This window comes from Rhodococcus pseudokoreensis (assembly GCF_017068395.1).
Lineage (GTDB): Bacteria > Actinomycetota > Actinomycetes > Mycobacteriales > Mycobacteriaceae > Rhodococcus_F > Rhodococcus_F pseudokoreensis.
This window is the reverse complement of sequence record NZ_CP070619.1, coordinates 6,806,076-6,826,520: the sequence shown is the minus strand read 5'-3', so window position 1 is coordinate 6,826,520 and position 20,445 is coordinate 6,806,076. Positions and strand designations below refer to the sequence as shown.

13 protein-coding genes are annotated in these 20,445 nt (G+C 71.4%); all 13 read right to left on the bottom strand.

Annotated features, from left to right (window positions below; translation table 11 throughout):
• Nucleotide 1: 1 nt before the first annotated feature.
• Nucleotides 2-4,513 (bottom strand): cation-translocating P-type ATPase, encoded by a 4,512-nt coding sequence (locus JWS13_RS46635; protein WP_206010177.1) that lies wholly within the window; start codon nucleotides 4,511-4,513, stop codon nucleotides 2-4.
• Nucleotides 4,514-4,655: 142 nt separating this feature from the next.
• On the bottom strand, nucleotides 4,656-5,453 hold the full coding sequence (locus tag JWS13_RS36360) for a hypothetical protein (RefSeq protein WP_206010176.1): 798 nt from the start codon (nucleotides 5,451-5,453) through the stop codon (nucleotides 4,656-4,658).
• Between the two features lie 125 nt (nucleotides 5,454-5,578).
• Complete coding sequence (dhaL, locus tag JWS13_RS36355; protein WP_206010175.1) at nucleotides 5,579-7,312, bottom strand: dihydroxyacetone kinase subunit DhaL; 1,734 nt, start codon at nucleotides 7,310-7,312, stop codon at nucleotides 5,579-5,581.
• 9 nt (nucleotides 7,313-7,321) lie between these two features.
• Nucleotides 7,322-9,268: an FAD-dependent monooxygenase gene (locus tag JWS13_RS36350; RefSeq protein WP_206010174.1), complete on the bottom strand. Its 1,947-nt coding sequence runs from the start codon at nucleotides 9,266-9,268 to the stop codon at nucleotides 7,322-7,324.
• A gap of 1 nt (nucleotide 9,269) precedes the next feature.
• The gene (locus JWS13_RS36345; RefSeq protein WP_206010173.1) at nucleotides 9,270-10,583 is read right to left on the bottom strand and encodes an MFS transporter; all 1,314 of its coding nucleotides are present in this window, start codon (nucleotides 10,581-10,583) and stop codon (nucleotides 9,270-9,272) included.
• Nucleotides 10,584-10,718: 135 nt separating this feature from the next.
• Nucleotides 10,719-11,630, bottom strand: a complete 912-nt coding sequence (locus tag JWS13_RS36340) for a LysR substrate-binding domain-containing protein (protein WP_206010172.1) — start codon at nucleotides 11,628-11,630, stop codon at nucleotides 10,719-10,721.
• 33 nt (nucleotides 11,631-11,663) lie between these two features.
• On the bottom strand, nucleotides 11,664-12,491 hold the full coding sequence (locus JWS13_RS36335) for a sugar phosphate isomerase/epimerase family protein (protein ID WP_206010171.1): 828 nt from the start codon (nucleotides 12,489-12,491) through the stop codon (nucleotides 11,664-11,666).
• Nucleotides 12,488-14,212: an FAD-dependent oxidoreductase gene (locus JWS13_RS36330; RefSeq protein WP_206010170.1), complete on the bottom strand. Its 1,725-nt coding sequence runs from the start codon at nucleotides 14,210-14,212 to the stop codon at nucleotides 12,488-12,490. The genes JWS13_RS36335 and JWS13_RS36330 overlap by 4 nt, the downstream gene beginning before the upstream one ends.
• On the bottom strand, nucleotides 14,209-15,300 hold the full coding sequence (locus JWS13_RS36325; RefSeq protein WP_206010169.1) for a Gfo/Idh/MocA family protein: 1,092 nt from the start codon (nucleotides 15,298-15,300) through the stop codon (nucleotides 14,209-14,211). Before JWS13_RS36325 ends, JWS13_RS36330 begins: the two co-directional genes overlap by 4 nt.
• The gene (locus JWS13_RS36320) at nucleotides 15,300-16,097 is read right to left on the bottom strand and encodes an aldo/keto reductase (RefSeq protein WP_206010168.1); all 798 of its coding nucleotides are present in this window, start codon (nucleotides 16,095-16,097) and stop codon (nucleotides 15,300-15,302) included. The genes JWS13_RS36325 and JWS13_RS36320 overlap by 1 nt, the downstream gene beginning before the upstream one ends.
• Complete coding sequence (locus JWS13_RS36315; RefSeq protein WP_206010167.1) at nucleotides 16,094-18,070, bottom strand: oxidoreductase; 1,977 nt, start codon at nucleotides 18,068-18,070, stop codon at nucleotides 16,094-16,096. Before JWS13_RS36315 ends, JWS13_RS36320 begins: the two co-directional genes overlap by 4 nt.
• Complete coding sequence (locus tag JWS13_RS36310; RefSeq protein ID WP_206010166.1) at nucleotides 18,067-18,969, bottom strand: shikimate dehydrogenase; 903 nt, start codon at nucleotides 18,967-18,969, stop codon at nucleotides 18,067-18,069. The genes JWS13_RS36315 and JWS13_RS36310 overlap by 4 nt, the downstream gene beginning before the upstream one ends.
• Before the next feature lie 24 nt (nucleotides 18,970-18,993).
• Nucleotides 18,994-20,358, bottom strand: coding sequence for an MFS transporter (locus JWS13_RS36305; RefSeq protein WP_206010165.1), 1,365 nt, complete (start codon nucleotides 20,356-20,358; stop codon nucleotides 18,994-18,996).
• Between the last annotated feature and the right edge of the window lie 87 nt (nucleotides 20,359-20,445).

Here is a 20,445-nt window from a genome sequence, read left to right as displayed (position 1 = left end):
GTCAGCCACCTTGACCGTGGACCGTGTCGGGTGTGCTGAGTGCCGTCGCCCAGACCGCCGCCGGTGTCTTCTCCGGTGCCGGGGACCCGTTGACCGGGGTGGTCACCCGGGTGCTCACCCCACCGCTCCGGGAGGTGTACGCCGTGCTGCTGCGGGCGGGCGTGATCGAGATCGTCGACTGATCGCCCACAAGCTTTTCCAGGAGTGCCGGCGCGAACGCGGCTGCTGCGGTCGCGGCACCCGCGCATCCCAGCGCCTGGGCCCATCCGACCGGTCCGAGCGGGGTGCATCCCAGGAGCTGACTGACTCCGGGCGTACTGACCATCACGGTGAGCGCGGCGAGTGACCCGCCCGCGGTGAGGACGACGAGCGGGCTGCGCGAATCGATCAGCGTCTGCCCCAACTGCGTTCCGACCAGCGCGACCAGCCCGACCGTCGACGCCCGGCGTTGCCTGCCGGTCACGCTCGCCAGCGCCCACGCCGTCGTCGCGCCTGCCGCGGTGGCGGCGCCGCGGATCGCGACCGTACGCCACAGCGCGGCACTGTCCGGTCCGCGGCCCTCTCCCCGGGTCTGTTCGTTGGGCGGGCTCACCGCGAGCGCGGCCGCCGGCAGGGCATCGGTCAGCACGTTCACCAGCAGAAGCTGACGCGCGGTGAGCGGCGACCGTCCGGCGATCGCGCTGCCGATCAGAGCGAACGCCACCTCCCCGGCGTTCCCGCCGAGCAGCACCGACACTCCGGCCTGCACCCGCCGCCACAGCTGGCGGCCTTCGTCGAGGGCGTCGCGCAGCGCGTCGACGCGGCCGTCGAGGAGCACCACGTCGGCGGCACTGCGGGCGGGGTCGCTGCCGCGCGAGCTGACACCGATCCCCACACTCGCGGCCCGGATCGCGGCGGCGTCGTTGGCGCCGTCGCCGACCATCGCGCAGACGTGACCGGCACGTTCGAGGGTCTGCACGATCTGCACCTTGTGTTCGGGCGTCATCCGGGCGAACACGACGCACTTCTCGACGGCCTTCTCCTGCCCCCGGTGCGACAGGGTGTCCCAGTCGGGGCCGCTGATCACCTGCTCCGACGACACGGGCAGTCCCAGCTCCCGCGTGATGGCGGTGGCCGTGACGGGATGGTCGCCGGTGATCAGCCGGACCCCGACCCGCAGGCGTTCCAGGTCGGGGAGCAGCCCGGCCGCCTCGGGGCGCGGGGTGTCGGCCAGCCCGAGCAGTCCGACGAGTTGCAGCCCGCCGCCGCACAGGTCGTCGAGGACATCGGCGTCGTCGGCCGCGCGACGCGACTGGAATTTCGTGACGGTCCGGCGGGCGACGGCGATGACGCGCAGCCCGTCCGCGGCCATGCCGAGGACGGTGTCGTGGACGTCGTCGGCGTCGATTCCGGTGCAGGCGGCGATCACGACCTCCGGTGCACCCTTCAACGACAGGTGCGTCCCCGACAGCGAGGCGGAGTAGGGCCGTCCGGATCGGAACGGAAGATAGCTGCGGTGCTCGTCCTCCGGTGGCAGCAGGTCCGCTGCCGCGTCGGCGATCGCGACGTCGGTGGCGTGCGCGGCCGGACTGCCGTCGGGGGTCACGGCGCTGCGGCCCGCGCACCCGAGCACGTACTCGCGATCGAACCCGGGTCGCGAGACGGTGGAGACCACCCTCAGTCGGTTCTCGCTCAGGGTTCCGGTCTTGTCGAAGCACACCACGTCGACGCGGCCGAGCGCCTCGACGGACCGCGGCGCTCGCACCAGCGCGCCCGACCGGGTCAGTCTGCGCGCGGCGGCCTGCTGCGCCAGGGTCGCGACGAGCGGCAGCCCCTCCGGAACCGCGGCCACCGCGACGGCGACACCACTGGTGACGGCCTGCCGCAGTCCGGTGCCGCGCAGGAATCCGACGGCGGTCACCAGCGCCCCGCCCCCGACGCTGACGGGCAGCACCCGGTCGGTGAGGCTCCTGAGCTGCGCCTGCAGACCCACGTGCGACGCACTCGCCGGTGTGATCGCGCCGGCACGTCCCGCTTCCGTCGCGTCACCGACCGCGGTGACGATCGCCGTCGCCGTGCCCGTGAGGATCGTGGTTCCCGCGAACACCATGCAGGCACGTTCGCCGATCGGGGCGCCAGGCGTCGGCGACGTCTGCTTGCTCACCGGCAGCGATTCCCCGGTGAGCGAGGATTCGTCGACCTCGACTCCGGCGGCCTCGACGAGCCTGCCGTCGGCGGGCACCACCTCGCCGGGGCAGATCTCGATCACGTCGCCCGGACGCAACCGCGACGCCTCAACGCCCTCCGTCACCCGGCTGTTCGGGGATCCGGCGACGCGGTGCGCGGGCGGATCCCCCGCCGCCAGCAGCCTGTCCAGCAGTCGTTCCGCGTGCAGGCGTTGCACGGCCGACAGCGCGGCGTTCCCCGCGAGCACCGATCCCACGAGCACCGCGTCGATCGGCGACCCCAGCAGCGCGCTGGCCGCCGATCCGGTGGCGAGGACGGGGGTCAGCGGATCCGAGAGTTCCGTGCGCATCGCCCGGCCGAAGTCCCAGGCCAGGCCGACCGGCCACGCGGTGAGCCGCCCGATCGCCTCCACCGGGGTCAGCACCAGACGCACCGAGCGGCGGCGGGGCGTGACAGTGCTCTCGCCTTCGTGCACGGGCAGCAGACGGCGCACCTCCGTCGCCGGCATCTCGTGCCAGGCGTGAACCGCGGCGGCCGGGGGAATTTCGGCACGCAGCACACTGCGCGCGAGGGAATGTCCCGTCCACAGTCCTGCCGCCGCGCCGACCGTGACGGGCCCGGGTCCGCGGCCGCGCACTCCCGGCAGCATCACGAGCGCGCCGAGCATCGACGCCGCCGTCGCGATCTCGACTCCGCGCCGGCTCGCCGTCCGGGCGTCGGGCAGCGACCGCAGCACCCGCCAGACCCCGACGAGATCGTCGACCAGCAGGTCCGCACACCACGGCGGCGGGGCGTCGTCGACGAGAACTCCGATCCCGACGTCGGCCGCGGACAGGGCGTGCGGCGCCCGGCCGGCCACCACCACGACCGTCGCGCCGTTCGCCTGCAACTGCGCGACGGCGTCGCGGAGGTCCGCGTCCGGCGATCCGCTCGACGGGAGCAGGTCGTCGAAAGCCGAGCGGAGTCCGCCGAGTCCGTCCACGTTCACCGAGATCACCTGGGCGCCCGACGTGCGGGCCTGCGCGAGCACGGCCGCCGCGTTCGCGTGGTGGGCTTGTGTCACGAGCACGGCGGAATCCTCGTCCACGTCTGCGGAGGCGAAATCGCCCGACAGGTCGGCGAGCGCGTGCCAGCCCACCCCGAGCGCACCGGCCTCGACGGCGGACCGCGCGGCCTCCCACACCCTCGTCCGGTCGGCGTCCCGAACGGAACGGAGTCCGCTCACCCGCAACTCCGCCGTGTGCAGCACCGCGGGGTCGACGACCACCGCGTCGACCCGGTCGAGGCGGCGCAGTGCGGCGGGTCGCAGCACCAACACGGAGTGGCGGTCGGCGAGTCCGCGGCCCAGCGTCGCGGCGAAGGCCTCCCGTGCGGTGCGGGCCGCCTTCGGCGCGGCGACCAGGGCCGCGTCCGCGGCGCCCGCGACACTGCGGGTCGCGACCCCCAACGCCGTTGCCCCTGCGAACTGCGCGATCGCGGCCCGGTCGACGTCCCGTTCGACGGGCCCGGACATGCCGCGCTCGCGGGGGCGACTGTCCGATTCGTCCGCGGGGTCGCGGGCCAGTTCGGGTTCGCGACGGTGCCACACCCGGCGGCCCGACCACGCCTCGGCCGTGATCGCCGACCGCAGCGCCACGTCGACGGCGAGAGACGCCGGTGCGCGCCGCAGCACGTCGCCGACCGCCTGGGCGGTGGCGAGCAGCAGTTCGGCGGCGTCCGGCCCGAGCCGGTCCTCGACCATGCCGCGCAGTCGCGGCTGATAGTTGACGAACGTCACCGCCGCGGCCGGCACCGCCGCCGGCAGGCTGGGCATCGGAAGCAGCCGGACGCCGGCGGCCGCGACGAGGCCCGTCGTCGCCGCGGCCAGTGCGAGAGCCCGTTCGGCGAGTGCGACGTCGTCACCCGGCAGTTCCCTGGGCCGGTCCCGGACGGCCCCGCGAGCGAGCGGTCGGCTGGCATCCTCCGCGTGCGCGACCACCGCGCACAGCGCGGCCACCGACGGTCCGTGGTCGCCGACCGTCACCACCAGCCGGGACAGCGCGCGGTTCAGTTCGGCCCCGTCCACACCGGCGGTCGCCCGGACTGCGTCGAGAACGGTCGCGGCCACGTCGGCGCCGCGCGGTCCGTCCAGTCCGCGGACCTCGATCCAGGCGCGGCCCTGTCCGGAACTCGTGGGGCGGGCCGGGGTTCCGCCCAGCACCTCGGTGGCGATCTGGGTCGCGGTCCGTGCGGTGGTCGCCACCAGATCGGCTGCGACGGCGCCGCCGTAGGACGCCACCCCGAGTCCGATGCCGGCGCCGCGCACCGGCAGGGACGCGGCAGCGGAGAGGTATCGACCGAGTCCCACGGCAGCTACTGTGCGCCGTCGACGATTCGCATGATGAGCTCCCATCGGCCGTGGCCACTCCCGCCGGGGCACGGCGGATCATGTCTGCGATACCCACCTCAGGGTATTCTCAACCGCCGCGCGCCGAACGAGTTTCGGGGAACTATCGGATACTGTTCTGCCCCAGAGTAATTCGCTCGCCCTGTTCAGTGCGCCAGAATTCCCACCCGTCGCGGGTCTCGACGTCGCCGCTGATGTGACTGGCAACGGCGGTCGCCGCGGTCGTGGGATCCGGGAACCGGCGGCCCTGCATCGGACCGCGGGTGATCTCCAGCGTCCCGGTGCCGGAATCGAACCGTCCGACCAACCGATATCCCTCGAAGTCGGCGACCACCTCGAGCCGGGTATCGACCAGTTCCTCCAGCGCTGCGGTCGCTTTTGCCGGCTTCTTCCTGGCGGAGGCGCGGGCGGCGGCGTCGGCCCGCAACGTGGCCGCCGTCGTGGCGCGCTGCGCGTCGCTGTAGCGGCTGGGGTCCTTCTCACCGGCGAGGCCGAGCAGATCCCAGCGCCCGCGGCCGTGCGCGACCCGGCTCAGCGGAATCGCGTGATGCCCCGTCCGCGTGCGACCGGGTGTGTCCATCATCCACAGGTCCACCTCGGCGCGGATGTCGTCGGCGACCTCGGACGAGGGCACGACGAAGAACTCCTCCGGCGAACTCGCAAGGTCCACGAACACCCAGAATTGTGAGCCGGTGTCGTCGTCGTCGAGCGACTCGTCCTGTTTGCGGGCCTGCCAGTCGCCGCTGAGTTTGGAACGCACCCGCACGATGCAACTCGTGCCGTCGTCACCCCACACCTGGACGGGGTTGCGCCGCGAGTGGGTGAGCCGGACCGCCTTGCCACCCCGTTCCACGACATCGGCGATGAAGGCCTGGATTCCCCGGCTGGCGGTGTCTTCCACTGTCTATTTGTCCGTCCGTGATTCTGCGTCCCGTACGCAGGTCGGGAGAGGTGTGGCGACGGGATTGCGCAGCACGACTCGGCGTTCTCCTCCTCACCCTACGTGCCGTGCCCCGCATGCGGTGACTACCCGGTGCTGCGGGCTGCTTCCGCGGCCTCGGCGAAGAACCAGGACAGCACGAGGGCTCCAGGGTCCACGACGCCTCGCGCCGCCTCGCCGACGTAGCTGGCCCGGCCGCGCCGCGCGGTGATACCTGCGGTCGCCTCGGCGCCGCGGGCGGCGGCGTCCGCGGCCTCGGCCAGGGCGTCGGCCGGATTCTTGCCCTGTTCGGCGGCTGATTCGAGGGCTGCGACCGCGGGGTCGATGGCGTCGATCATCGTCTTGTCCCCGGGTTGCGCCCCGCCGAGTTCCTGAATCGTGTCGAGGCCCGCCCGTGCGGCGGCGGCGATCGCCGTCGAGTCCAGCCCCTGCGATGCGTCGGCGGCCACCCGGTAGAACTGCCGGAACCAGACCCCGAACAGCGCGCCCGACGTGCCGCCCGCGTGACCGAGGTAGGCGTCGGACAGTGACTCGAACACCGTCGCCGGGGAGTACCGGTCGCGGATCCCCGCGGCGTCGACGTGGTCGAGTGCGGCCACCATGTTGGTGCCGAAGTCGCCGTCGCCCGCGCGGCGGTCGAGGTCGGTGAGGTTCGGCTCCTCGGCGAGCACCTTCTCCACGAACGCGCCGATCCAGGCCCCCACCGCTGCCCGGCCCAGGGCACCGGCCGTGCCGGGCACCTCCGATTCGTCCTCGCGGGAGGCGACGTCCGACCGGAACTGCACCGCGGATCGGTCTGCGACACCACGGAATTCACCGGCCGGGGCGTTCGGCCATCCCGGTGCGGCGGTCGGTGCGTCCCACAGGTCGAGGAGTTCGTCGTCGCAGCGCACCAGCGTGATGGACGCGCCGTCCATGTCGAGGGCGGTGACGAAGCTGCCGACCAGCGAGCGTCGGATCACCACACCCCGGTCTGCGAGATGGTCGGCGAGTTCACCGAACAGCAGTTGCAACTCCAGCGGATGGGCCGCGCCGAGGCCGTTGACGATCGCGATCACCGGATCGCCCCGCTGCACGCCGAGCGAGTCCAGCACGGGGTCGGTGAGCCGGCGGACGAGTTCCGTGGCGGGCAGCGCGTCGACCCGTTCGGTTCCGCGTTCGCCGTGGATGCCGATCCCGAGTTCGATCTGCCCCTCCGGCAGGTCGAACGACGGCGAGTCCGACCCGGGCACGGTGCACGCTCGCAGTGCCACCGCCATGCTGCGCGAGTTCCGGGCCGTGCGTCGCCCGAATTCCGCGACGGTGGCGAGGTCGTCTCCGCGTTCGGCCGAAGCGCCGCAGATCTTCTCGACCGCGATCGTGGCCGCGGTGCCGCGACGTCCGGGTCCGTCCTCCCGTTCGGACGCGACGTCGTCGTCGACGAGCACGTGCTCGACCGTGATGCCGTCCTCCGCCGCCAGGTCGCCGGCGATGCGGAAGTTGAGGACGTCGCCGGTGTAGTTCTTCACGATGTGCACGACTCCGCCACCGGCGTCGACGGCCCGGGTGGCGGCCCGCACCTGCAGCGCGTTGGGCGAGCTGAAGATCAGGCCGGGGCAGGCTCCGGTGAGCATGCCCCGGCCGACGAATCCGGCGTGCAGCGGTTCGTGCCCGGACCCACCGCCGGACAGCAACGCGACCCGCCCGGACGGCAACGGCTCCCGGCGGGTGAGATAGCCCGGTTCCGGATGCCATTCGAGGTCGCCGGTGGTGGCGACGGTCCCGCGGAGGGCGTCGACGACGAAGGTCTTCGGTGAGTTCAGGAACTGTGCGTGCGCCATGCCCCCAGGCTAAGCGCCCACATGTGAGTGCCGTGGCGTGCCGGAGCACACTTTCCCACTCACGTGGGAGGCGGCGGCGAGCGCTTCCTCGAACTCCCGCCTGCCCGACTGCGATCCGAGCAGCAACGCGAGCCGGGTCAGGAATCCCTCGCGGTCCGAGTCCTCCGCCTGGTCCAGCGCCTCCGACAGCCCCGTCCACACGTTCTCGCGCAGCAGTTCCCCCGGCGTCGCAGTCGTCTCCGTGTGCGCGGGGACGACACCGAGCACGGGGGCGGTCGCCGCTCGCAGGTGCGCGGGCACGTCGCCGAGCAGCGACAGGTCCCGGATCCGGCACAGGACGAGCCCGTCCGGACGAATCACGAAGCATTCCCCCGCGGACGCGCCGAGGGCCTGCGCCAGCGCACCGTCGGGATCGTCGAGGACCGTCAGGTCGTCCGCCGCGTCCACCGCCACACCCTGCGCCGGGACGACGACCGCGCGCACCGACTCCGGCGCCAGCGCCATCGACATCGCGGCGGCGTGGGCGGCGACGACGTCGGCACCGGCGGCGTCGACGCCGATGCCCAGCACCGCGAAACCCGTTCCGCGGACGCGGTTCAGCGAAGACTCCACCGGTCCCCCGGCGGTGACGACCCGAACGCGGCGGTCCTCCATCGGATCCCCGGGCAGCACACCGGTCGTCCCCTCGGCCACCGGCCAGGTGAGCGGCGACAGGTGCGCGTGCGTGGCACTCGACTGCCGCGGGTTGATGAGGTGACCGAACTCCGGACGGGTCGTGGCCAGCGCCAGCACGGCGTCGCGGGTGGTGCGGTAACCGTGGCTGCCGGGCGACATGATGAGCGTCGACTTGCCCGCGTTGTCGACGTTCTGCTGCCAGGCGTCGCGCCGCTCGGACGAATATGCCTGCAGGAGTGCGCGGTCCGCCGTTCCGTTGACGACGGCGGCCAGGGTCCAGGCGAGGGTTTCGGCGTCCTCCATGCCGGAGTTCAGCCCGCGGACGCCGAAGATCGGAACCAGGTGGGCGGCGTCGCCGGCGAACAGGATCCGGCCGTGCGTGAAGTCGTCCAGCGCGAGCGCGTGCGCACGGTAGAAGCCGTGCCATTCGAGGGTCCACGGCACGTCGTTCTCGAGCCAGTCGAGGTGCCGCGTGATCCGGTCGCGGATGCGGTCTTCCTGCGTCTCGAGTTCGGCGTCGTCGGCACTGTCGAGTTGGTAGTCGATGCGCCAGATGTCGCGGGGCTGCCGATGCATGATGATCGTCGATCCGGGGTTGCTCGGCGGGTCGAACCACACCATCCGCTCGGCGGGCAGCGCCGATTCCCAATGGATGTCGGCGATGACGTAGCTGCCCTCATAGCTGTTTCCCTGCAAGCGGATTCCCGCCAATTCCCGCATCCGGCTGCGACCGCCGTCGGCGGCGACGACCCACCGTGCGCGGAGCCGGCGGACACCGAACGCGGTGTCGACGTCGAGGGTCACGTCCTCGTCCGACCGCAGGACCCCGGCGACGCTCGACGACCAGTGGAACGTGATCAGCGGGTGCGCGAGCAGGGTGTCGGTCATGATCTGCTCGATCTCGGACTGCGACACGTTGACCATGGGTCCGCGGACGTCGTGCTCGCCGTGCGCCATCTCGAAGTGCAGCACCTCTTCGTCGCGGTAGAAGCTGCGGCCACCCACCCAGGGGAGCACGATCTTCTCGAGTGCCGGCCCGAACCCGAGCCGGGCCGCCACCTCGAGGCTGTGCCGGGAGATACAGATGGCGCGGCTGCCGAACGACACCTGGTCGGCGGCCTCGAGCACGGTGACGGGGATGCCGCGCTGCGCGAGGCCGAGCGCCACGCCCATGCCGACCGGGCCTGCGCCCACGACGACGACGGGCAGGGCTTCGTCGGTTGCGGTGGTCGACGCGAAGTCCGTCGCCGCGTATTTCCGGGGCTGGAAGTAGGTGGACATGTCAGGCGACCTCCGCGTTTCGTGCGATCTTGTTCGTTTCGGGCAGCAGCAGGATCGAGCCCAGGCTGACGACGGCGATCACCACGAAGTACGCGCTGATCGCGACGGAGGTCCCGAAGGCCCCGAACAGCCACGTCGCCAGGAACGGCGCGAGCCCGCCGCCGAGGATGGCGCCGATCTGGTAGCCGAGCGACGCGCCGCTGTAGCGGATGTGGGCGGGGAAGAGTTCGGCGAACAGTGCCGACTGCGGCCCGGCGGTGGTGCCGAGCACGGCGGCCATCACGATCATCGCGAGCAGCATGACCGGGATCGACGCGGTGTCGATCAGCGGGAAGAACACCGCCGCGACGATCACCAGTGCGACCGAACTCCACGTGTACACCCGGCGCCTGCCGAGCACGTCGGACTTCCAGGCCGACACCGCCATGCCCGCCATCCAGACCGGGCACGCGACGATCAGCAGGGTGAGCATCGTGGCGCGGCTGTAGCCGAGTTCCTCGGTGCCATACGTCAGGACGTACACCATGAACACGTAGGCGATGCCGTTGGTCGCGACGAACGTGCCCGCCGCGAGCAGGACCGTCCGCCAGTTCTTGGTCAGCACCTCGACGATCGGCATCTTCACGATCGTGTCGCTCTCCTTGGCTTCCGCGAAGGCCGGAGACTCGAAGACGCCGAGGCGGATCCACATCGCGACGCCGACGAGCACGGCGCTCATCAGGAACGGCACCCGCCAGCCCCAGGTCTGGAACGCGTCGTCGGACAACAATTGGGTGACGGCGAGGAACACGACGTTCGCCATGATCACTCCGGCCGGGACACCCATCTGCGGCGCCGCGCCGTACAGGCCGCGCTTGCCCTCGGGGGCGTGCTCGGTGGCCATGAGCACCGCGCCGCCCCATTCGCCGCCGACACCGATTCCCTGCACGAACCGCAACGCGACCAGCAGGATGGGTGCGGCCACCCCGATGGCCTCGAAGTTCGGGAGCAGTCCGATGCCGACGGTCGCGGCGCCCATCATCGTCAACGACAGCACCAGCATCGACTTGCGCCCGATGCGGTCACCGAAGTGACCCATGACGACGCCGCCGATGGGGCGGGCGACGAAGCCGACCGCGAAGGTGGCGAAGGCGGCCAGGGTTCCGGCGAACGTGGACGCACCCGGGAAGAACTGCGGTCCGATCACGAGGGCCGCGGCGGTGCCGTAGATGAAGAAGTCGTACCACTCGATCGCGGTACCGACGAAGCTCGACAGGACTGCCCTGCGCGCTTCCTTGTGAGACACCGTCGGTGTCGCCTCGGTGATTGCCGTCATCGTCTGCCTTCCCGGTTCTGCTGCGCATACTCATCGCGCTACCGGAATGACAATGACCCCACTCACATACGTCTGAAAAGCGGGACTATCCCCGCATGAATTGCGGAAGTTCCGTGGAAGGCGCGTCTTCGCAGTTCAGGCCGTGACGAATCGGATGAAGGCGCGCGCGACCCGGCTCAGGGTCGCGTCCCGATGCCACGCCACGACCACGGCCACCGACGCCGGTTTCGGTTCGGCGATCGGTTTCACGACGACGGGCAGGCCCTCGTACGTGACGTCCACCCGCGGCCGTTGCAGCAGCAGCGTCCACCCGAGACCGCGCCCGACGAAGGCCCGCGCCGTCTCGAAGTTCGCGGTCCGGTACGCCACCCGGGGCGCGAAACCGGCCTCCCGGCAGACGTCCATCGCGTGATTGGTGCTCGGTGGCGCGTCGAGGAGCACCATCGGGTGCTCCGCCAGATCCGCGAGGCGCACCGGCCCGTCGATTCCGGCGAGCGGGTGTTCCGCCCCGAGCACCACCATCGGCTCGCGGGTCATCAGCGGCACGGTCTGCCAGTCCGCGGGCAGGTCGAGGTCGTAGACGATGGCGACGTCCAGTTCGCCGCCCTCGAGCTGGGTGCGCAGCCGGTTCTGTGTGTCTTCCCGGAACTCCACGGACGCCCGCGGGTATTCGGTGGTGAACGCGTAGAGCATCGACGGCAGGATCGTCGGGCCGAGCGCCGGGTAGCAGCCGACGGCGATCGGCCCGGTGACGGCACCGCCCTCTCCGCACGCGTCGGCCTGCAACTCCCCCGCCTGCTGCAACAGCGCCCGCGCCCGCGTCAGCACCGCCTCCCCCGTCGGGGTCAGCTGCACACCGCGGGCCCGCCTGCGCACACACAGTTGCGCCTTCAGTGCCTTCTCCAGGTCCGTCACCGCCGCGGACAGCGCCGACTGCGACAGGTGCATCCGCTCGGCCGCACCGCTGATCGTCCCGGTCTCCGCCACCGCCACGAACGCCGCCAGCTGGCGCATCGTGTACGCGGGGACGTTCTCGGAGCGGGGCATGGAAGAACGGTAGCGCGAACCTCGATCGCGAACTCAGTGTCCGGTGACCGCCGGGACCTGCGCGAGAACGTCCCGGGTGGCGGCGACGAGCCGCGCGAGCCACGCGTCCGTGCCGACGGCCCGCCGCAGCGGCTCGTTGGGCAGTTCGATGCTCACCGGCAGGCCCGCGGGCAGCGTCGACCAGATGTCGGCGAGCGGGATGCCGCCCGCTCCCGGGACGAGCCGCTCTTCGCGCGCCTGCCGGATCAGTTCGGCGTCGTCCGTGGGCGCCGGCACCGAGCCGTCACACATCTGGGCGTAGTGCAGCCAGTCCCGCGGGATCGCCGCGAGGTCGGCCGCAGTAGTGCTCGACCGTCCGACGTGCAGGGCGTCCACCAGCACGCTGCGCGCGGGCCCGTCGGCCTGCGACACGATCTCGACCGCGGCGGTCGCGTCGGGGACCGCCGTCCACGGCATGAACTCGAGGCTCGCGACGATGTCGTAGTTCGCGCACAGTGCCGCGAGCCGGGCGTACGAGTCGGTGAGCCGGGCGCGGTCGCGGTCGTCGCCGCCGACGAGCACGGCCCTGGCGCCCAGCCGTGCGCCCGCCTCCAGGAGCGGGATGTAGTCCTTCTCGTCGAAATCGGCTCCCAGCCGGATGATTTCGAGGTCGAACACCTCGATCGGCGAATCCTCGAGACGGCGCACGAGCGCGTCGAGGGCGGCCGGGTCCTCGTGCAGCGGGTAGGCCGTGGTGCCGGGTGCGGCGGGCAGCAACCGGATGCCGATGGTGTCGAAGCCGTGTTTCTCGGCGAGGTCGACCTGCTCGAGTGGCGCAGTGTCGAGCACCGTGAGCGCGGCAAGGCCGAGTGGGGCGGTCATCGCAGGTCTCCTGTCGTCGAGGCGAGGCGGCGACCGGTGAGGTAGCCGAACGTCATGGCCGGGCCGAGGTTGATGCCGCCGGACGGGTAGTGACCGCCCATGACGCTGGACTGGTCGACGCCGACGGCGAACAGTCCGCGGATCGGCCGGTCGGCGTCGTTCAGCACCCGGGACGTCGAGTCGGTGACCAGGCCCGCGAACGTGCCGAAGCTGCCGGGGACCACCTTGACCGCGTAGAACGGGCCCTCCTCGAGCGGCGCGAGCGCCGGATTGGGCCAGGGATTGTCGGCGTCTCCGGACGTGACGGTGAACGGTGTGGTGCCCCGACCGAAGTCGGGGTCGACGCCGTCGCGGGCGCCCTCGTTGAACGCCGCGACCGTCTTCTCCAGGCCGTCCGGGTCGACACCGATCTTCTCGGCGAGTTCGCGCACCGTGCGGCCGCGGGTGAGGTAGCCCGACTTCAGGTACGGCCACGTGGGGATCGGCAGCGGCTTGGCCATGCCCAGCGGGAAGTACCGGAGGTACCGCTGGTCGGCGATCAGCCAGGAGCACACCTCCTCGCCGTCGGGCACCTGCTCGACCATGGCGAGCGTGTAGTCGTGGTAGCCGAGACCCTCGTTGACGAAGCGGTGTCCGTCCGCGAGAACGCCGATGGCGCCGGGCTTTCCGCGGTCGAGGATGTGCGGGAACACGCCCTCCTTGCCGTTGCGGTACCGGATGATCGACACCGGGCAGTACGCGACCGGCGAGGCGACCGAGCGATCGAGTCGACCGCCGACCGACTCGCCGAGCGTGATGCCGTCGCCGGTGGTCGTGGGCGGGGTCAGCGTCCAGTGCTCGCGCCCGGTGGGGGTCCGCGGGAACAGTTCGCGACGCCGGTCGAGGTCCTGGGAGAAGCCGCCGGTCGCGAGGACGACACCGCGTCGTGCATGCACGGTGTACGCGCCGTCCGGGCCCGCCAGCCGGACCCCGGTGACGCTGCCCGCGGAGTCGACGGTCAGCGCGGTGGCCGTCGTGTTCACGCGGATCTCGACGCCGGCGTCGAGCGCCGACCGCAGCAGCCTGCCCACGAGCGCGGTGCCGTTGACGAGTTGCTGTCCGCGACGTTTGGTGGCGAGGTCGAACAGGTGCGTGGACACCCGGCGGGCGCAGTGCGCGAACGCTTTCGCCGACCGCGTCGAGTGCAGGAACGCCTGCAGGTCCGGGCCTGCCATGATGCCCATGCCGAGGAACGACGTCTCGTAGAGTTGCCGCCGGAGCAGGGCCGCGACGTCGGGTCCGAGTTTCCGCAGGCTCACCGGCTTCGGTCCGACCGAGCGGTGTCCCGTTCCGGCACCGGGTGTGTCGCCGTGGATGTCGGCGATCTTCGCGCCCGGAACGAACTGCAGCGCCGTCTTCTTCTCGAAGAACTCGACCATCTCGGGTGCGCCGTCGAGCAGGGCGTCGACCTTGGCGGCGTCGAAGTTCTCGCCGAGCCGGTGCTGAAGATACGTGCGCGGCGCCGAGCGGTCCTCGGTCACACCGTCCGCGTGCGCGAACAGATTCCGCGGTGTCCACATCCACCCACCCGACCATGCCGTGGCGCCGCCACACGTGTCCGCCTTCTCGACGACGAGGACGGACGCTCCCCCGTCGGCGGCGGCGACGGCGGCGGACAGGCCGCCGGCGCCGGAGCCGATGACGACGACGTCGTATACCGGGGTGGCAGGGTCGGGGGTCATGCGTTCTCCTTGGGGGTGACGGGGGCCGGGGCGGGGGTGAGGTCGACGACCCGGCCGGTGCGGGACGACTCGTAGACGGCGGCGACGATCGCGAGCGAGGCGCGGGCTTCGCGTCCGGTGACGGCAGGCGCCCGGCCGGTGAGGACGGCGTCCGCGAAGTCCTGCACCTGGAGGGTGTGGAAGTCGGCGAGTCCGGCGTTGACTTCGGTGACGTCGAGGTTGGCGCGGACGTCGGAGGTGAAGGGCGCCCGGAACTCGGTGTCGCCCGGGACGGTCCAGATCTCGTTGACACCCTCCCGCCCTTCCGGGAACTCGAGGACGCTCGCGATCGCACCGGTCTGCCCGATCACGGTGACCCGGTTGCCGAGGTTGTGGTTGGCGCCGGTGGTCGCGGTGACGGTGGCGGTGCCGCCCGACGCGAACGACACGACCGCCGACGCGCTGTCCTCGGTCTCGATGTGTTCGCCGTGCGTGTGGGTGCGGATGAATCCGCTCACCTGAACGGCCTCGCCCATGAACCACTGCAGCATGTCGACCTGGTGCACGGCCTGCGTCATGAGGACACCGCCGCCATCGGTGTCCCACCGTCCGCGCCACGCGTCGGCGGAGTAGTAGGACGACGGGCGGTGCAGAATCACCGACGCCTCCCCGAGCACCGGAACGCCGATCCGGCCGTCGTCGATCGCATCCCGGATGCGGCGGGCGGCGGGCCAGAAGCGGCGCTGGAACAGCACCCCGAACGTGATGCCCGCGCGGTCCGCGGCCTCGATCATCCGGTCGGCGGCGGCGACGTCCACGGCGATCGGCTTCTCGCACAGCACGTGGATGCCTGCCTGCGCGGCCGCGACGACGACCTCTTCGTGGACGGGATGCGGGGTGCACACGGTGCAGGCGTCGAGTCCGAGGTCAAGCAGTTCCGCGACCGACCCGACGGCCCTCGTGATGCCGTGCGCCGCGGCGAATGTCCGGGCCCGCTCCAGGTCGGGGTCGCAGCACCCGACGACCTCGACGCCGGGCACCCGCTGCAACGCCCGGGCGTGGTTGCCGGCGATCTTGCCGCAGCCGACGATGCCGATTCGTAGTGCCATCAGAAGTGCTCCTCGGTTTCGACGTCCCGGGCCGCGGACTCGCCGCGGTCGAGACGGTTCAGGGCGTCGACGTCGCCGGCGGTGAGCCGGACGTCGAGGGCGGCCAGGTTCTCGGCCTGACGGGCGGCATCGGCCGACCGGACGACCGGGACGACACCCTGCGCGCGATGCCAGGCCAGGACCACCTGCGCGGGCGAGTGGCCGAGGCGGTCGGCGATCGCGGTGACCACGGGTGCGCCGAGCACGTCGCCGCGGCCGAGCGGGCTCCACGACTGCGTGGACACCCCGAATTCGTCGTTCGCGCGGCGGACGGGCAGCCGGGCGAGCGACGGATCCATCTGAATCTGGTTGACGGCCGGAGCCTCTCCGGTCTCGGCGACGACGCGGCGCAGATGCGTGCCCAGGAAATTGGAGACGCCCACGTGCCGCACCAGCCCGGCGTCCCGGCAGCTGAGCATCGCCTCGAACGCCGCGACGTATTTGTCGTGGCGTGGCAGCGGCCAGTGGATGAGGAACAGGTCGAGCCGATCGAGCCCGAGGCTCTTCAGGCTGCGTTCGACGGCGCCGCGGATGTCGCCCGACACGTGATCGCTCCCCCGCAGTTTGGTGGTGACGAACAGTTCGTCGCGGGGCAGACCGCACTCTGCGAGGGCGGCACCGACGGCGTCCTCGTTCCCGTAGATGGTGGCCGTGTCGATCAGCCGGTAGCCGGCCTCGATGCCGGACAGCACGGCCCGGGTGGCGTCCGGGCCGGTCAGCGGCCAGGTCCCGAGGCCGAGGGGCGGGATCGTCATCATGCGCTGACCTCCTCGCGGGCAACGGCGGCCGCGGTGATCTTCGCGGCAACGGCGGCCGCGGTGATCTTGGCGGCGACATCGGCCGCGGTCACCAGCGCGGCGTGGATGGACCCGCCGTCGCCGCTCGCGTCACCGACCGGGTGGACGCCGAGTCGCGGTGCCAGCCCCCTCAGCGCGGCGAGCAGGTCGGCGCGGGGCTCGACGCCGTGCGAGATCAGCAGTTCGCCGGGAGCGTCGACCACCCGCTCCTCGCCGCCGGTCGAGATCACCACCCGGTCTTCCTCGATCCGCGTGACGATCGACGACAGATGGGTGGTGAGGTTCTCGCTCGCCGCGAGCCGCGGCAGCAGCACGATCTTTCCGCGCCGGCCGACGTCGTGGGCGATCGTCGCCTGCGGGCCGATCATGACGACCGCCGTACCCCGCTGGAGCAGGTCGTCGGCAACCGCGGCCGCTTCCCGGTCGGCGCCGAAGATCGTGATCGTCTCGGGTGCGGGGTCGCCGGATTCCAGGAACTCCCGGACGTCGCGAACCCGCCGGGTGTCGGCCCCGGGGAGATCGACCGCGGGTCCGCGGCCGCCGGTCGCGAGCACGATGGCGTCGAAGTCCAGGCCGGCCAGTGCGGCGGGGTCGACCCTAGTGCCGGGGTGGCAGGTGACGTCGAGGTCGGCGAGTTCGGCGAGGTACCAGTCGACGATCCTCGAATACTCGGGGTACTCGTGGAGCCGGGACGCCAGCGCGAAGTCCCCACCGAGGCCGTCGCGTTCGTCGTAGAGGTCCACCCGGTGCCCGGCGACGGCGAGGTCGCGGGCGGCCGCCATGCCGGACGGTCCGGCCCCGATCACCGCTACGCGCACAGGCACGTCCGCCGGTGTCGACGGCTGCTCGAGTTCGCGGCCCACCCACGGGTTGACCGAGCACGGGACGGGTCCGGCGGCGAGGCTGTCGATGCAGTAGTTGCAGGCGATGCACGGCCGGTACCGGCCGCCGTCCAGCGCGCGGTTCGGGAAGTCCGGGTCGGCGTGCAGGGTGCGGGCCATGCTGACGAAGTCGGCCTGCCCGGATTCGATGACCTGCGCCGCGATCTCGGGTGAGCTGATCCGGCCCGCGACGCCGACCGGGATGTCGAAGTCCCGGGTGTACTGCCGGGAGTAGGGGGCGAGGAGACCGCGCGGCCACTCACCGGGCTGGATGATCCACTGTCCCGATTCGTAGTTGCCCGCGGAGACGTCGAGGAAGTCGAGGCGGTCGGTGTCGATCGCGTCGATGCGGGCGCGTGTCGCCTCCGCGTCGAGTCCGTCGTCGATCGCCTCGAACGCCGAGAACCGCAGTCCGAGAGCGATACCCGGGGCCATGGTGCGGACGGCGTCGATGACGCGGTTGACGAACAGCGTCGGGTCGGCCCATTCGTCGTCGCGGTGGTTGTATGCCGGCGAGAGGAATTGGTGGATGAGGTAGCCGTGCCCGCCGTGCAACGAGATCACGTCGACTCCGGCTTGCTGACAGCGCGCGGCGGCCTCGCCGAAGCATTCTACGATGTGCTCGATGTCGTCGCCGTCGAGTTGCTCGGGCATGTCACCGCCGACCACCGCGCACGGGATCGGCGACGGTGCGACGGGGACGAATCCGCTGACGGCGCCCTGCGCGGTGCGGCCGCCGTGGTTGAGTTCCACGCCCACCAGCGCGCCCTGCGCGTGGATCGCGTCGGCCAGCTTCGCGATGCCCGGGATGCGTTCGTCGACGTCGACACCCATCTGCCGGATGCGGCCCTTGCCGTCGGCCCGCACGTAGCTGGCCTCTGTGAACACGAGCGCCGCGCCGCCCGCCGCGCGGCGTTCGAGGTACGCGATGTACTCGTCGGTCATCGTGCCGTCGACCTCGCAGTAGTTGCGTTCCATCGGCGCCGACACGAAGCGGTTGCGCAGTCGCACGTTGCCCAGGTCGAGGGGCGCGGCGAACGGGTGCGCGGTCATCGGGACTCCTCCAGGACGGTCGGGGCGCCCTGCTCGGCGAGCAGGTCGCCGAGGTGGCGCCGCATGCGGTCGGGGTCGGGGGTGACACCGGTGAGGAGGGCGAACGTGTCGGCCGCCTGCGCGACGAGCATCTGACCGCCGTCGAGGACTGCGCAGCCGAGAGCGGTTGCCGCCACGACGAGTTCGGTGCGCAGCGGGCGGTAGACGATGTCGGCGACCCACAGCCCGGGGTGGAGCGCGCCGGTGTCGAACGGCGTTCCCGGATATCCGACCATGCCGATCGGGGACGCGTTGACGACGCCGTCGCAGTGCGCCAGGTTCGCTTCGATCGCGTCGAGTCCGATTGCCGTGACCTGAGTCCGTGGGAAGGCGGCTTCGAGGCGTGCGCAGACGTCCGCGGCACGGGACGGGTCGAGGTCGGCGATCCGCAGGTCCCGCACCCCGGCCGCGGCGAGCGCGTAGGCGACGGCCGAACCGGCACCGCCGGCGCCGGCGAGAACGACGCGTCCGAGCGCGGCGTCGGGCAGTCCGCGGCGCAGCGCGGCGAGAAAGCCGCTGTGGTCGGTGTTGTGCCCGATCAGCCGGCCGTCACGGACGACGACGGTGTTGACGGCACCGAGAAGACGTGCGTTGCCGGACAATTCATCGAGGGATTCAGCGACCGCCTGCTTGCACGGGTGGGTGATGTTGAACCCGGTGCAGCCTGCCGCGACGGCACGCCGCAGCGCGTCACCGGACCTGTCGACGGGGATGCCCTCCGCGGCGACGTCGATCAGGTCGTAGCGGTAGTCGGTGAGGCCGAGGGCAGCGGCCTCGTGTTCGTGCAGCGCCGGTGACAGGGACGTGGCGATCCCTGCCCCGACGAGGCGGATCCGGTGCCGGGTGGATTCGGGGTTCATGAAGATCTCCTGCAGAGGTGTCGGTCAGGCGTCGTTGCGGACGAGCGCCTGCTCCCGCGTGCCGGCCGTCGTCGCGGCGGATTCGCCCAACTGCTCGGTGGGGGTGCGATAGGTCTCGGGACCGGTGAGCGCGGCGGCCGAGGACAGCAGGGCGAAGCCCAGGCACATCCAGGCGACCGGGGTCCAGTTCGCGGTGTCACCCGCCGACAGCCACTGCGCGATGGCCGGGGTGAAACCGGCGACGAGCAGTCCCAGCATGAGGCTCACGGCCATTCCGGTGTACCGGACCTTGGCGGGGAACTGCTCGGGGAAGTACGCGGGGTACACGCCGTTGGGCATCGCGTAGAACAGGCCGATCAGGACGATCCCGGCCGCGAACACCATGGGCGCACTGCCGGTTCCGATGGCGTGGAAGAACACGAACACCATGCCTGCGGCACCGACGGCGCCCGTCACGAACACCGGCTTGCGGCCGATCCGGTCGGCGAGGATGCCGAACAGCGGCTGGGTGAGCACCGCAACGAAATTGGCGGTGGCGATGGCCCACAGCATGGTGGAGCGTTCGAGCCCGGCGACCTGCACGGCGTACGCCAGCGCGAAAACGTTGACGATCGTGTTGATCATCGCGAACGTCGCGCTGAGGCTGATGCGGATCACGGTGCGCCAGTGCGAGCGGAACATCTCGACGACGGGGATGCCCGCCGTGTCGTCGTGTTCCTTCAACTCCTCGAAGACTTCCGGCTCGTCGAGCTTGCGGCGCAGCCAGACCGCGACACCCGTCACGAAGATGCTGAGCAGGAACGGCACCCGCCAGCCCCACGAGTAGAGCGCGTCGTCGGGCAGGGCGGCCACGGGGATGAACACCAGACTCGAGATGACGATGCCGAACATGATGCCGCTCATGGTGAACGACGTGAAGAACGCGCGGCGATCGTCCGGTGCGTGTTCGAGGGTCAACGCGGAGGATCCCGGCGATTCGCCGCCGGCGGACAGGCCCTGCAGCAACCGCAGGAGCACCAGGATGATGGGCGCGGCCATCCCGATCTGCTCGTACGTGGGAAGGCAGCCGACGACGACCGTCGCGATGCCCATGAGGAGCAGGCAGGCCAGCAGGGAATTCTTGCGGCCGTATCGATCGCCGAGGTGCCCCCACACCACCGCGCCGAGCGGACGCGCGATGTACGCGACGCCGAGCGTGCCGATCGACAGCAGCGTCGCCGTCGCCCCTCCGCCCGGGAAGAAGATCTTCGGGAAGACGAGCGCCGCCGCGGACCCGTAGATGAAGAAGTCGTAGTACTCGAGCGTGCTGCCGAGGAAACCCGAGACGGCGGCCCGGCGGGCGTTCTCGTTCGGTTGTGCCCCGGTGTCGCGCGTAGACGTGCTTGCCATGGTGTTCCTTTCGTCCCAGGATCCGGTGTCGCCGCGAGGCGTTCTTCGGAGGTGACTCACCTCACACGAAGTTCCGGACCGTGACGA

Bases quoted from the DNA above. Each gene is read 5' to 3' on its own strand.
- dhaL (WP_206010175.1), bottom strand. From the start codon at position 7,312: ATGGCGCACGCACAGTTCCTGAACTCACCGAAGACCTTCGTCGTCGAC.
- JWS13_RS36350 (WP_206010174.1), bottom strand. From the start codon at position 9,268: ATGTCCACCTACTTCCAGCCCCGGAAATACGCGGCGACGGACTTCGCG.
- JWS13_RS36345 (WP_206010173.1), bottom strand. From the start codon at position 10,583: ATGACGGCAATCACCGAGGCGACACCGACGGTGTCTCACAAGGAAGCG.
- JWS13_RS36340 (WP_206010172.1), bottom strand. From the start codon at position 11,630: ATGCCCCGCTCCGAGAACGTCCCCGCGTACACGATGCGCCAGCTGGCG.
- JWS13_RS36335 (WP_206010171.1), bottom strand. From the start codon at position 12,491: ATGACCGCCCCACTCGGCCTTGCCGCGCTCACGGTGCTCGACACTGCG.
- JWS13_RS36330 (WP_206010170.1), bottom strand. From the start codon at position 14,212: ATGACCCCCGACCCTGCCACCCCGGTATACGACGTCGTCGTCATCGGC.
- JWS13_RS36325 (WP_206010169.1), bottom strand. From the start codon at position 15,300: ATGGCACTACGAATCGGCATCGTCGGCTGCGGCAAGATCGCCGGCAAC.
- JWS13_RS36320 (WP_206010168.1), bottom strand. From the start codon at position 16,097: ATGATGACGATCCCGCCCCTCGGCCTCGGGACCTGGCCGCTGACCGGC.
- JWS13_RS36315 (WP_206010167.1), bottom strand. From the start codon at position 18,070: ATGACCGCGCACCCGTTCGCCGCGCCCCTCGACCTGGGCAACGTGCGA.
- JWS13_RS36310 (WP_206010166.1), bottom strand. From the start codon at position 18,969: ATGAACCCCGAATCCACCCGGCACCGGATCCGCCTCGTCGGGGCAGGG.
- JWS13_RS36305 (WP_206010165.1), bottom strand. From the start codon at position 20,358: ATGGCAAGCACGTCTACGCGCGACACCGGGGCACAACCGAACGAGAAC.